Origin of the sequence: Serratia sp. C2(1) (genome assembly GCF_036352655.1) — a bacterium.
Classification (GTDB): Bacteria; Pseudomonadota; Gammaproteobacteria; order Enterobacterales; family Enterobacteriaceae; genus Serratia; species Serratia inhibens.
On sequence record NZ_JAZFBA010000001.1, the window covers coordinates 1,903,236 to 1,915,905 of the forward strand.

A 12,670-nucleotide genomic window follows, 5' to 3' on the forward strand; every position below is an offset into this window, starting at 1 on the left:
ATTGTGATCGCCATCACTTCCCGGCACTCCTGCCGCAGCGAAGAAAAGTCTTTAGAGAAAATCATGCACAAAACAGATGAACTGCGGACCGCGCGCATCGATAGCCTCGTCACGCCGCAAGCATTGGCGGAGAAGCTGCCGATCTCGGCGGAAATCGCCGATAGCGTGACAGCGTCACGACAACGCATTGAAAAGATTCTTACCGGCGAAGACCGTCGCCTGCTGGTGGTTATCGGCCCCTGCTCCATCCACGATTTAGATGCTGCCATCGATTATGCCGGCCGTTTGAACGCGCTGCGCATTCGCTATCAGGATCGCCTGGAAATCGTGATGCGCACTTATTTTGAAAAACCGCGCACCGTGGTGGGTTGGAAAGGCCTGATCTCGGATCCGGCGCTGGATGGCACCTTTCAGGTAAATCGTGGCATCGAAATGGCACGCCGCCTGTTACTGGAAGTCAATCAGCTCGGTCTGCCGACCGCAACCGAATTCCTGGACATGGTGGTCGGCCAGTACATTGCCGATTTGATTAGCTGGGGCGCGATCGGCGCACGCACCACCGAAAGCCAGATCCACCGCGAAATGGCCTCCGCACTTTCCTGCCCGGTAGGCTTCAAGAACGGTACCGACGGCAACACCCGCATCGCGATCGACGCCATCCGCGCGGCACGCGCCAGCCACATGTTCCTGTCGCCGGACAAAAACGGGCAGATGACGATTTATCAGACCAGCGGCAACCCTTACGGTCATATCATCATGCGCGGCGGCAAAACGCCGAATTACCATGCCACCGATATCGTTGCCGCCTGCGACAGTCTGCGCGAATTTGAGCTGCCGGAGCATCTGGTTATCGACTTCAGCCACGGCAACTGCCAGAAACTGCACCGCCGTCAACTGGAAGTGGCAGAGAATGTCTGCCAGCAGATCCGAGCCGGTTCCGCCGCCGTCACCGGGGTGATGGCAGAAAGTTTCCTGGTGGAAGGCACGCAAAAAATCGTTGCCGGCCAACCGCTGACTTACGGCCAGTCAATCACTGACCCGTGCCTGAGCTGGTCCGACAGCGAACAGCTGCTGGCCATGTTGGCCGATGCGGTGGATACCCGCTTCTGAACCTGTTCTCCGGGGTGGCGACAGCGACACCCCGTTTTTTCAACGTCCCCGTCACTCATCTATACTTACGCCAATCAAATCCGCAGACGCCATAAACCGCGCCTCTGCCAACAGGATGTGGAGTTTCCTGCATGAGCCATTCACTGTTATCCATCCCCTGCGTCACTCTGCAAGGGGAACACAAAACGCTGGGCGACTTTCCTGCCCGTGCTTATCTGGTGGTTAATACCGCCAGTAAATGCGGCTTTACTCCGCAATACCGTGGTCTGGAAAACCTCTGGCAGTACTATCGGGAGCGCGGCCTGATGGTGTTGGGGTTCCCGTGCAATCAGTTTGGCGCGCAAGAGCCAGGGGATCCGCTGGAGATCGCCAATTTCTGTACGCTCAACTACGGCGTCAGTTTCCCGCTGTTCAGCAAGGTGGAGGTTAACGGCCCCGGCGCGCATCCGCTGTTCAACGAATTGAAACGCCTGGCGCCGGGGGTGTTGGGCAGCAAGCGCATCAAGTGGAACTTCACCAAGTTTCTGCTGACCGCCGACGGCCAGCTGGTGAAACGTTTTGCGCCTATCACCAAACCTGAGCGCCTGTTTGACCGCATCGAAACCCTGCTGAAATAACCCCTTATTTTGCGGACTCGGTGTGCCCGAACCGCTCCGCCAGCCCTTCTTTCAAAAAGGTTCCATCGGTAAGAATATTTTCCTTGATGTAACCTTTCGTTCACATGATAATGATTATCAATATGATATCAATTACCATTTAATGGTCTGTTTTATATACAAATGACGATGGATAATCACAATAACTCCCCACATGCCCAGGATATCTCCGATGCTGAACGCAGCCTGGTCTCGCCTCCTTGCTACGACAGCGCTCGGTTGCTTGGTGCAGACGGCGTAGCGATCATCCTCCATCAGGGCCAGCGTTACCAACTGCGGCAGACCAAAGCAGGGAAATTAATTCTGACCAAATAATCCCTTATTCCTCAACGCCAGCCACCCCGATCGCGTCGATCCAGGCAGCCAGCAAATCTATTGATATGTTTAAAACATATGGAGAGTTGCGACATGCCTCTGACCCCTTGCACCCGGCTGCGGTTATCCGCATTGAGTTTGGCGATTGCCTGTACTCTGCCGACGGTGACTTTTGCACAAACCACCCGCACAGTTTCTTCTTCTGCCACCACCTCGACAAAAACCGAGAAAACCGGCGAAGACGCCATGACCGTCGTCGCTACCGGCAATCAGCGCAGCAGTTTTGAAGCGCCGATGATGGTTACGGTGATCGAAGGCAACACGCCGGAAGGCCAGACTGCTTCGACCGCAGCCGATATGCTGCGCCGGGTGCCCGGTATTACCGTCACCGGCACCGGCCGCAGCAATGGCCAGGACATTATGATGCGGGGCTATGATCGTCGGGGTGTACTGACGTTGGTGGATGGCATCCGTCAGGGAACGGATACCGGACACATCAATGGCACCTTCCTCGATCCCGGTCTGATTAAACGCATTGAAGTCGTACGCGGCCCTTCGGCCCTGCTGTATGGCAGCGGCGCACTGGGCGGCGTGGTCGCCTATGAAACGGTCGATGCCGCCGATCTGCTGCTGCCAGGCCATGACACCGGGTTCCGGGTTTATGGCACCGCCGGCAGCGGCGATCACAGCCTGGGTATGGGCGCCAGCGCCTATGGCAAGACCGACAATCTCGACGGCCTGCTGTCATTCGGCACCCGCGACGTCGGCAATTTGCGCCAGGGCAACGGTTTTGACGCGCCAAACGATGAAACCATCAACAACCTGTTGGCCAAAGGCACCTGGACTCTGGACGAAAACCAGTCATTGAGCGGCAATCTGCGTTACTACAACAATCGGGCGCAGGAACCGAAAAACCCCCAGGAGTCGGCCAGTTCCAGCGGCAACCTGATGACCGACCGCTCCACGATCCAGCGCGACGGCCAGCTCAGCTACCGCCTGAAACCCGTTGGCCAGGAATGGCTGGATGCCGAAGCGAAAGTATATTATTCCGATGTGGCTATCAACGCCCACACCAACGGCAGTGAAGATGAAGCGCGCAAACAAACCACTCGCGGTGCAAAACTGGAAAACCGCACCCGTTTGTTTGCCGACACCTTCGCTTCGCACCTGTTTACCTATGGCTCAGAAGCTTATAAGCAGGAACAGACGGCGGGCGGCGCGACAGAAAGTTTCCCTCAGGCGAAAATCAACTTTGCTTCCGGCTGGCTCCAGGATGAAATCACCCTGCGCGACCTGCCCATCACCCTGCTTGCCGGTACCCGTTACGATAACTACAAAGGCTCCAGCGACGGCTATGCGGATGTCGACGCCGACAAATGGTCGTCACGAGGGGCAATCAGCATTACGCCAACCGACTGGCTGATGCTGTTCGGGTCTTACTCCCAGGCGTTCCGTGCGCCAACCATGGGGGAAATGTATAACGACTCCAAACATTTCTCGATCCCCATGGGGCCGACCACCATTACCAACAACTGGGTGCCAAACCCGAATCTGAAGCCGGAAACCAACGCGACGCAGGAGTATGGCTTCGGTCTGCGCTTTGACGATTTGCTGCTGGCAGACGACAGCCTGCAATTCAAAGCCAGCTATTTTGACACCAAGGCCAGAGATTACATCACCACCGACGTCACCATGGAGTTGGGCCGTGGCCCGCGTGGCCCCTATTGCATCAGTTGCACCACTTTCTCGACCAATATCGACCGCGCAAAAATTTGGGGCTGGGACGCCATGCTGAGCTATAAAACGGCGATTTTCGGCTGGGATCTGGCTTACAACCGCACACGCGGCAAGAACGAAGCCAGCGGCGACTGGTTAAACAGCATCAACCCTGACACCGTGACCAGCACGCTGGATATCCCGTTGGGTGAAACCGGCCTGTCGACCGGTTGGGTCGCTACCTTCGCCGAGCGCGCCACTCGCGTGGAAACCGGCACCGCCGAGCAAGGCGGCTACGGCGTCAACGACTTCTACCTGAGTTATAAGGGCCGCGCACGCCTGCAGGGCGTCACCACCACGGTGGTATTGGGCAACGCCTTCGATAAAGCATATTACTCGCCGCAGGGCATTCCGCAGGATGCCCGCAACGCCAAACTGCTGGTCAGCTATCAGTGGTAACCTTTTGAGTACGGCGGGCAAGCCGATTGCCCGCCGCGTGAATCACACAGGAGCACAACCGATGAGCAACAACTTATACGCCAGTTACCAGCAGGCAAAAATTGATAATCCCGGCAAATACGCACGCGATCTGGCGGAACTGCTGGGTGTCAGCGAAGCGGAACTGACCCATGCCCGCGTGGGCGAAGACACCCGCCGCCTGCAAGCCGATGCACGTACCCTGCTGACCGAGCTGGAACAGGTTGGCGTCACCAAGTCCATTACTCGCAACAGCTATGCGGTGCATGAGCAAATGGGCCGCTATCTTAACCAACACCTGAATGGCCACGCGGGGTTGATTCTTAACCCACGCGAGCTGGATTTGCGCCTGTTCCTCAATCAGTGGGCCAGCGTATTTGCCATGAGCGAAACCAACAAACGCGGCGTGCGCCACAGTATTCAGTTCTTCGATCATCAGGGCGATGCCTTGCATAAAGTGTACACCACCGAGGAAACCGACCTGGTGGCCTGGATGGCGCTGGTCGAGCGCCATCTGAGCGCAGAAAACCCGGCTCTGGAACTGAAGGCGGCAGACGCCACGGTCAGCAACGCCGCACCGGACGCCGAAAAAATTGACCGGGAATGGCGTGAAATGACTGACGTTCACCAGTTCTTCCAACTGCTGGGCCGCCATAAGCTGACCCGTCAGCAGGCTTTCCGCGCCGTCGGCAACGATCTGGCGTACCGGGTGGATAACAACGCCTTGGCGCAGTTGCTCAATGCCGCTCACGGCTTGCAGAACGAGATCATGATTTTTGTCGGCAACCGAGGCTGCGTGCAGATCTTCACCGGCCAGATCGAACGGCTGATGCCGCAGGAAGGTTGGATTAACGTGTTTAACCGCCGCTTCACGCTGCACCTGATCGAAGGCGCTATTGCAGAAAGCTGGATCACTCGCAAACCCACCAAAGACGGCTTCGTTACCAGCCTGGAACTGTTCGCCGCCGACGGCACGCAAATCGCCCAACTTTACGGCCAACGTACCGAGGGCCAGCCGGAACAAACTCAATGGCGTGAGCAGGTTGCCGCGCTGGAACCCAAGGATATTGCCGCATGAAAGCCTCATTATCCCGCAGCCTGACGTTGTGCCTTGCGTTGGCGTTGCCGCTCACCGCTACGGCGGCGGAACGTATTGTCTCGATAGGCGGTGACGTCACCGAAATTGCCTTCGCCCTTGGCGCAGGCGATGAGCTCATTGCACGAGACAGCACCAGTCTGCAGCCGGAGGCCGTAAAACCGCTGCCCGATGTCGGCTATATGCGCCAGCTCAATGCCGAAGGCATTCTGGCGCTGAAACCCACGCTGGTACTGACCACCGAACTGGCAGAACCCGCGCTGGTGCTCAAGCAATTGGAGGAAAGCGGCGTGAAGGTGGTGCGAGTTCCCGGCGACACAACCTTGCAGGCGGTGCCGGAAAAAATCGCGGTCATCGCCCAGGCGCTGCAACGCGCCGATCAGGGCAAGCAACTGAGCGCCCGTTACCAACACCAGCTCGCGCAGGTGAATACCTCTTCGTTACCGATTCGGGTGTTGTTCGTCATGAGCCACGGCGGTATTACGCCGATGGCCGCCGGGCAGCATACCGCCGCCGATGCGGTCATCACCGCCGCAGGGTTGAAAAACGCGATGCAAGGGTTCAGCCGTTACCGCCCACTGTCGCAGGAAGGCGTAATTGCCAGCGCACCCGATCTGCTGCTGGTCACCACCGATGGCGTCAAAACCCTCGGTGGCCTGCAGCAACTGTGGAAACTGCCAGGCATTGCCCTCACGCCTGCCGGCAAAAACCACCGCGTGTTGGTGGTCGAGGATATGGCGCTGCTGGGCTTTGGGCTGGAAACGCCGGCCGCGCTGGCCAAACTGCGCAATGCGGCGGAGCAAAAGTAATGCCCGGTCGCCTCTCTCCGCGCGTGACCATTGCCGGCCTGTTGGTACTGCTTGCGCTATTGGCTCTGGGCGCCGCCAATATGGGCGCACTGACGCTGTCGTTTCGCACCCTGTGGCAGGCGCCGTTCAGCGATACCTCTTGGCATATCTGGCTAAACATCCGCCTGCCGCGCGTGCTGCTGGCGGTAGTCATCGGTTGCGCACTGGCGGTGTCCGGCGCCGTCATGCAGGGGCTGTTCCGCAATCCGCTGGCCGATCCCAGCCTGTTGGGCATCAGTAGCGGCGGTGCGCTGTTCGTCGCGCTGATTATCGTTATGCCGCTGGCCCTGCCGCCGGTGATTGCCCTGTATGGTCACATGCTGGCGGCTTTTCTCGGCAGCATGCTGGTGTCGCTGCTGATCTACGGCATCAGCCGCAGCGGGCACGGCAGCCTGTCACGCCTGTTGCTGGCGGGGATCGCCATCAACGCTCTGTGCATGGCGGCCATCGGCGTGCTGTCTTATCTCAGCAGCGATCAACAGCTGCGTCAGTTTTCATTGTGGATGATGGGCAGCCTGAGCCAGTCCCAGTGGCCGACGCTGATCGTATCAGCCTCTTTGATCCTGCCGACGGCCCTGCTGACGCTGTTACAGGCGCGCCGCCTGAACCTGCTGCAACTGGGCGATGAAGAGGCGCACTACCTTGGCGTAAATGTCCAGCGCGCGAAACTGCAACTGCTTCTGCTCAGTGCATTGCTGATTGGCGCGGCGGTGGCAATGAGCGGCGTCATTGGTTTTATCGGCCTGGTGGTGCCGCACCTGGTGCGCATGCGGCTCGGCGGCGATCACCGCTGGCTGTTGCCCTGTTCCGCACTGGGTGGAGCCTGTCTGCTGTTGGTCAGCGACACGCTGGCACGGACACTGGTGGCACCGGCGGAGATGCCGGTCGGGCTGATGACCAGCCTGATTGGCGGGCCTTATTTCTTATGGCTGGTCATGCGCCAGCAGGAGCGTGCGGGTGGATAACGCATCAAGCCTGACGGCACAGCAGTTACGTTATAGCCTGGGTTCGCGCCGGTTAATCAACGATGTCTCGCTGAGCATCGCCAGCGGCGAAATGGTGGCGATTATCGGGCCAAACGGCGCGGGGAAATCGACCCTGCTGCGGCTGCTGACCGGCTACCTGTCGCCGGGCTGCGGCGAGTGCCATCTCCTCGGGCGGCCCTTGGATCAGTGGCAGCCCCAACAGTTGGCCAAAGTACGCGCGGTGATGCGCCAGCACAGCGATCTGGCCTTTCCGTTCACCGTCGAGGAAGTGGTCAGCATGGGCAGATCACCACACGGCAAGCGCCATGTGCAGCAAGCGGTACAGCAAGTGATGGCGCAAACCGATTGTCTTGAACTGGCCCAGCGGGATTATCGTCGCCTTTCCGGCGGTGAACAGCAGCGGGTACAGCTAGCCCGTGTGCTGGCGCAACTTTGGCAACCCCAGCCCTCGCCTTCCTGGCTGTTCCTGGATGAACCCACCTCGGCGCTGGATCTCTACCACCAGCAACATACGTTGAGGCTGTTGCGTTCACTGACGCGGCAACAACCCATTGCGGTGTGCTGCGTACTGCACGATCTGAATTTGGCCGCGCTGTATGCCGACCGGATTTTATTGCTGCATCAGGGACGCCTGGTTGCCGTGGGCACGCCGCAGGAGGTCCTGCAGGCGGATATTCTGACCCGCTGGTATCAGGCCGATTTAGGTGTGGTGCACCACCCGGAAGTGGCGTTGCCGCAGGTTTATCTGCGCCAGTGAATGGGCCGCCCTGCTTGTTCAGGTTGTTTGTCGGGCGCAGCATACTGCGCCCGCGTTAGCCCGATGCCGCTTGAAATACGTCGGGTATTTCAACTCGAACAGGAAATCTCCAGATGCTTACCCCAATCCGGCGGCAAGGCGGCGAGGTCGTCGTATTCGGCCACGTTGGCAAACGGCGTCAGCAACGCCTGATGCAGGCGCGCCAGCTTGCTGACATCATCCTGCTCGGCGCTCTCAATCGCCTGCTGCGCCAGATAATTGCGCAGGATTAATTTGGGATTTACCGCCTTCATCGCCTGCTGCCGTTCACTGTCGCTCACCTGCTCTTGCTGCAAACGCTGCCGATATTGCCGATACCATGCGTCGAATGCGCCGCGATCGATAAACTCGTCCCGCAACGGCGACTGCGCCTGTTGCTGTTCCGTCTGGCTCAGCAAGCGGAAAGTACGGGTATAGTCACGCCCCTCTTGCGCCATCAGGCTCAACAGCCCGGTCAGCAGATCGTTATCCTGCGTCGACTGGGTGAAAAAGCCGAGCTTGGCGCGCATCTGTTCCCCATAGGCGCGCATCAACGCCGGCTCATAGGCCGCCAGCGCCTGTTGCAACTGCTCGGTGGTCATCAACCCGGACAGCGCCTGCGCCAGCCGATGGAGGTTCCACAGCGCAACGGCGGGTTGGTTATCAAAGGCATAACGCCCCTGATGATCCGAGTGGTTGCAGATAAAGTCGGGTTTGTAATCATCGAGGAAAGCGTAAGGGCCATAATCGATGGTGATGCCCAGGATCGACATATTATCGGTGTTCATCACGCCGTGAGCGAACCCGACGGTCTGCCAATGCGCGATTAAGCGCGCAGTGCGCTCAACAACGTCAATAAACCAGGGTAAATAGCCGTCGCCGTGATCCTTCAACTGCGGCCAATGACGGGCGATCACAAAGTCGGCCAGCTGTTGCACCTGTTCTGGCTGTTTGCGGTAGTAGAAATGCTCAAAATGGCCGAAGCGCACATGGCTTTCCGCCACGCGCAGCAGCATCGCCCCGCGCTCTGGCTGTTCACGAAAGACGGGCTGCTCGCTGGTCACCAGGGTCAACGCGCGCGTGGTCGGGATCCCCAGATGATGCAGCGCCTCGGAGGCCAAAAACTCACGGATCGCCGAACGCAATACGGCACGGCCGTCACCCATCCGCGAATAAGGCGTCAGCCCAGCCCCTTTCAGATGCCAGTCCATACTGCGGCCATCCGCCAGCTTTTGCTCGCCAAGCAAAATGCCGCGGCCGTCACCCAATTGCCCGGCCCAAACGCCAAACTGGTGGCCGCTGTACACCTGCGCTAACGGCTGCATGCCGGGCAGCAGCGTTTCGCCCGACCATATCGGGCTTTTGTCCTGGGTAAACCAGCTTTCGTCCAACCCCAGCTCCCGCGCCAGCGGTTCGCTGTGATACAGCAGGCGGGCGCCCTTCAGCGGCGTGGGTTTCAATTCGGTATAAAAACCGGGTAACTGATGATGGTAAGCATTTTCAAACTGCGGCATAAGCCCTCCGTTTCCGCTTAGTGTAGAGCCTGAGCGTGCGGATTAACACAGAGGAAATGCAGGGAGAACGCCTCTGCCGGTGATCCATGCAGAGGCGGAAGAGCGGCGTTTAGGCCAATGCGGCTTAAGCGCCTTATTGCGCCAATGAATGGGGGTTTTATCAGCAAGAAAATCATAATAAATAACAGGGCCTGAATCGCAGCAAAAAATCATCCGGTCCATGATTACTCTGGAGTGTACGGCGCTATCAATTATTTATTGTTATTGAACTCTTCGGGCGTTATCCGCAAAGCCGCCAGATTATCCACGCCGACGCTGGACCATAAAAACCCCTGCAAACCAAAAACGCCGGCGTGTCTGAGCTTATTGAAATATTCCTTCTTCTCTATGCCGCAGACAATCACCCCCTTGCACAGCAGGTTGATATTCTTCAAGAGCGAGTCGATGACCACGTCATACCCTTGGTGGGCAAAAAGCTGCCAGTAAAAACGCTTGTCGATTTTCACATAGTCGAACAGGCCATCATACAATGCGGTCAATGTCGCCTGCCCTGAGCCAAAGTCATCCAGCCACAGGGTGAAAATCTCGCTTAGCCGGCTGACCTTGGCATTGTTTTTTCCCGCTGAAAGATTCGGAAAACCCTCACTGATCTCGAACGCAATAAACGGCCATTGCCGCAGGCGTTGACACAGGAAATCGTCAGTGAGGATCACGTCGACAAGGGTTTCTTCAATATTGAGGGTCAACAGCACGTCGTGCTCGATAAACCAACCGGCATGTCGCTCTGCCAGCCTCAATTGCTCATGAAATAACTCAATCCTTTGCGAGGCGGTCAATAAATTAATCCCAATGTCGGCGGGCATGGCCAAATCACCGTCCAGGCTATTGAAACGGCATAATATTTCTACCGCCAGCAGCCTGCCTTCCATTGAGTAAACAGGTTGAAAAACATAGCTACTAATAAAGTCAGCTTCGAATTGGATTTTCATTTTAATGCCACAGGCAGAATGGCGAGCAGGTCATCGTATATCAATATATTTTATCGATCAATCCCCCTGGGATTAATCGGAAATATCAATGTAATTACCAATAAGTTATCATTTAATTGATAGATTAAAGCTATTCGTGACTCACCAAAAAAAGAATAAAAAAACAATTTAACTTATGGCAAAACCTGAAAATTACGAATAAACCGGAAAGGATTTAACTTAAGCGATGGCACAATTCTTAAAATTTGAGTTATCTTCATTGTTTTAATTAAAAAAATTCCTATTCTATTAAAAACCAGCCCTTCTTGCACGAAGCTATTCAGCCCCCACGTCCGGACAACTGATTAAATTTAATAACACATCAATTCACTGCGTTATTCCCGGCATTGAAACAACCAAAAAATGCCCACCTTGATTTTTGGCTGATTTATGCTGTACCGGAATTTACGATTTTTAGACGATGAGAAGCCGCAAGAGTCGAGGGCTGCAGGGTTTAAAAAGGGGTGAGCTGCCTCACCCCAGGATATGCGAAACCTGAATGTTATTTAATCGTCTCGACCAACCATTGCCGCAGCTCAGCCAACTCGGCGGCTTGATCGGGAAACTGCGCGGTCAGGCTATCACAGCAACTTGCCATAGCCTCACTGCGATAGGCACTCCCGACCAGCCTCTCGGCCAACTGTTGCAACGGCGCAGGGTTAAGGCTGTCGGTGAAAATCTGCGCCCGCTTAATGACACCTTTCTCCACATCGAAGAAGATATCCACCCCGCCCCAGACAAACCGCTCATTCAGCAAATGGCTAAATGCCGGCGCTTTGCCGAAATTCCATTCCCAACTGCTTTGCCTGGCGAACTGGGCGGCGAAATCCGGCAGATCGGGATAAACATCCGGAGAAATGATTTCCGCCGTGGCGGTATCGCCATAGTGCTCAAAGAATGCCTGTATCACGGCATCGCATACCTGCCGGTGGGTGATATCGGGTCGGAACTCCGCCAGGTTAGCGACGCGAGAACGCACAGAGGTGATGCCCTTGGCCTGCAATTTTTTGGGGTCCGGGTTAAGGTAATCCGCCAGACGATTGAGATTGGCATTCAGCAACAACGTACCGTGATGAAACCCGCGATCCTGAGTTTCGCGGTAGGCCGACCCGGATATTTTACGCACGCCCTCTGCGGTGTCGATCACCAGATCATTACGCCCGGATGCCGTGGCGGAGATCCCCAGTTGAGCCAGCGCCGCCAGAATAATGCCGGTGGACACGTTTTTATCGTAGCCGGGTTTACCTGCCATAAAGGTAAAACAGGTATTGCCCAGGTCGTGAAAAACCGCTCCGCCCCCACTGCTGCGCCGCGCCAGCCGGATCCCATCTTGCTCCATCCGCCGGGTGTTGCATTCTTTCCACGGGTTTTGTGACTGGCCAATGACCACGGTTTCGGCGTTGCGCCATAAGAACAGGATTTTCTGCGTGGTCATCTCGCGGAAGATGCACTCTTCCACGGCAAGATTGAACCAGGGATCGTAGGAGTCGGAAATCAGTAAACGTAAGCTATTCATGGCGGTCACCGTTAAGGACGTGATGCCACCATGATACACCTAATCAAAGGGTTAACGCTAAATGCGCCGCGCCTGCCAGTAGGCTCGCTTCCAATAGACATTGTCCAGCGAGGAGCGAATAACGCCACGGCTGGTTGAGGCGTGGATAAATTGATCGTTGGTGTCGTAGATGCCGACGTGCAAACCATTTTCACCCGCGCCGGTTTTGAAAAACACCAGATCGCCCGGCATCAATTCATCACGCGAAACTTTGGTGCCCAGTTCGGTTTGCTCTTCGGTAGAACGCGGCAATTGCATATCGAAACGGTCACGGAAGGTGCGATAGACAAATCCGGAGCAGTCGACGCCGCCGCGATCCATCCCGCCATAACGGTATGGCGTGCCGTACCATTGCCGCAGTTGCTCATTCAATTGAGCCACCACCACGATCGAGTCGGCCAACCGGCCACTTGGCGGCGGCGCATGGCTGCTGCAACCGGCAAGAAGTAAACTGGCTAATAAAAACCCAACACGCATCCGCATAAGATCCCTTCATTGAACTCGTTGCCGCATCATGCCGGCCGGTCAACCCACACCGCCAGCGAGGCAAAGCCGGCACCACGTTAGGAGAGAGCTATTTGGCGCTAATTTATC

The 12,670-nt window shown here is 56.7% G+C and carries 12 protein-coding genes; 8 read left to right on the plus strand and 4 right to left on the minus strand.

Annotated features, from left to right (window positions below; genetic code table 11):
• Positions 1-63: 63 nt before the first annotated feature.
• The 8 genes from V2S86_RS08835 (at position 64) to V2S86_RS08870 (ending at position 7,961) form a co-directional block, all read left to right on the plus strand.
• Entirely contained in the window at positions 64-1,110 is a 1,047-nt protein-coding gene (locus tag V2S86_RS08835) for a 3-deoxy-7-phosphoheptulonate synthase (protein WP_330762105.1), read from the plus strand.
• Between the two features lie 131 nt (positions 1,111-1,241).
• Positions 1,242-1,727, plus strand: a complete 486-nt coding sequence (locus V2S86_RS08840) for a glutathione peroxidase (protein WP_330762106.1) — start codon at positions 1,242-1,244, stop codon at positions 1,725-1,727.
• A gap of 162 nt (positions 1,728-1,889) precedes the next feature.
• Complete coding sequence (hemP, locus tag V2S86_RS08845) at positions 1,890-2,081, plus strand: hemin uptake protein HemP (protein WP_330762107.1); 192 nt, start codon at positions 1,890-1,892, stop codon at positions 2,079-2,081.
• A 93-nt stretch (positions 2,082-2,174) separates the two neighbouring features.
• Positions 2,175-4,256 carry a TonB-dependent hemoglobin/transferrin/lactoferrin family receptor gene (locus V2S86_RS08850; protein ID WP_330762108.1) on the plus strand — a complete coding sequence of 694 codons (2,082 nt, stop codon included), beginning with the start codon at positions 2,175-2,177 and terminating at the stop codon, positions 4,254-4,256.
• A gap of 61 nt (positions 4,257-4,317) precedes the next feature.
• Complete coding sequence (locus tag V2S86_RS08855) at positions 4,318-5,352, plus strand: hemin-degrading factor (RefSeq protein WP_330762109.1); 1,035 nt, start codon at positions 4,318-4,320, stop codon at positions 5,350-5,352.
• A complete protein-coding gene (locus V2S86_RS08860; protein WP_330762110.1) occupies positions 5,349-6,179 on the plus strand; it encodes a heme/hemin ABC transporter substrate-binding protein in 831 nt (276 codons plus the stop codon). Before V2S86_RS08855 ends, V2S86_RS08860 begins: the two co-directional genes overlap by 4 nt.
• A complete protein-coding gene (locus V2S86_RS08865) occupies positions 6,179-7,183 on the plus strand; it encodes a FecCD family ABC transporter permease (RefSeq protein WP_330762111.1) in 1,005 nt (334 codons plus the stop codon). The genes V2S86_RS08860 and V2S86_RS08865 overlap by 1 nt, the downstream gene beginning before the upstream one ends.
• Positions 7,176-7,961 carry a heme ABC transporter ATP-binding protein gene (locus V2S86_RS08870; RefSeq protein ID WP_330762112.1) on the plus strand — a complete coding sequence of 262 codons (786 nt, stop codon included), beginning with the start codon at positions 7,176-7,178 and terminating at the stop codon, positions 7,959-7,961. The genes V2S86_RS08865 and V2S86_RS08870 overlap by 8 nt, the downstream gene beginning before the upstream one ends.
• An 89-nt stretch (positions 7,962-8,050) precedes the next feature.
• On the opposite strand, the gene V2S86_RS08875 is transcribed toward V2S86_RS08870, so the two are convergent.
• The 4 genes from V2S86_RS08875 to V2S86_RS08890 form a co-directional block, all read right to left on the minus strand.
• Complete coding sequence (locus V2S86_RS08875) at positions 8,051-9,493, minus strand: protein adenylyltransferase SelO (protein ID WP_330762113.1); 1,443 nt, start codon at positions 9,491-9,493, stop codon at positions 8,051-8,053.
• A gap of 251 nt (positions 9,494-9,744) precedes the next feature.
• The gene (locus tag V2S86_RS08880) at positions 9,745-10,482 is read right to left on the minus strand and encodes an EAL domain-containing protein (RefSeq protein ID WP_330762114.1); all 738 of its coding nucleotides are present in this window, start codon (positions 10,480-10,482) and stop codon (positions 9,745-9,747) included.
• Positions 10,483-11,023: 541 nt separating this feature from the next.
• Entirely contained in the window at positions 11,024-12,037 is a 1,014-nt protein-coding gene (locus tag V2S86_RS08885; protein ID WP_330762115.1) for a lipoate--protein ligase A, read from the minus strand.
• Positions 12,038-12,094: 57 nt separating this feature from the next.
• Entirely contained in the window at positions 12,095-12,559 is a 465-nt protein-coding gene (locus V2S86_RS08890; protein ID WP_330762116.1) for an NlpC/P60 family protein, read from the minus strand.
• Positions 12,560-12,670: the final 111 nt, after the last annotated feature.

What these genes read in the sequence shown, in the direction of transcription:
- V2S86_RS08835 (WP_330762105.1), top strand. Translation starts at nt 64, where the DNA reads ATGCACAAAACAGATGAACTGCGGACCGCGCGCATCGATAGCCTCGTC.
- V2S86_RS08840 (WP_330762106.1), top strand. Translation starts at nt 1,242, where the DNA reads ATGAGCCATTCACTGTTATCCATCCCCTGCGTCACTCTGCAAGGGGAA.
- hemP (WP_330762107.1), top strand. Translation starts at nt 1,890, where the DNA reads ATGACGATGGATAATCACAATAACTCCCCACATGCCCAGGATATCTCC.
- V2S86_RS08850 (WP_330762108.1), top strand. Translation starts at nt 2,175, where the DNA reads ATGCCTCTGACCCCTTGCACCCGGCTGCGGTTATCCGCATTGAGTTTG.
- V2S86_RS08855 (WP_330762109.1), top strand. Translation starts at nt 4,318, where the DNA reads ATGAGCAACAACTTATACGCCAGTTACCAGCAGGCAAAAATTGATAAT.
- V2S86_RS08860 (WP_330762110.1), top strand. Translation starts at nt 5,349, where the DNA reads ATGAAAGCCTCATTATCCCGCAGCCTGACGTTGTGCCTTGCGTTGGCG.
- V2S86_RS08865 (WP_330762111.1), top strand. Translation starts at nt 6,179, where the DNA reads ATGCCCGGTCGCCTCTCTCCGCGCGTGACCATTGCCGGCCTGTTGGTA.
- V2S86_RS08875 (WP_330762113.1), bottom strand. Translation starts at nt 9,493, where the DNA reads ATGCCGCAGTTTGAAAATGCTTACCATCATCAGTTACCCGGTTTTTAT.
- V2S86_RS08880 (WP_330762114.1), bottom strand. Translation starts at nt 10,482, where the DNA reads ATGAAAATCCAATTCGAAGCTGACTTTATTAGTAGCTATGTTTTTCAA.
- V2S86_RS08885 (WP_330762115.1), bottom strand. Translation starts at nt 12,037, where the DNA reads ATGAATAGCTTACGTTTACTGATTTCCGACTCCTACGATCCCTGGTTC.
- V2S86_RS08890 (WP_330762116.1), bottom strand. Translation starts at nt 12,559, where the DNA reads ATGCGGATGCGTGTTGGGTTTTTATTAGCCAGTTTACTTCTTGCCGGT.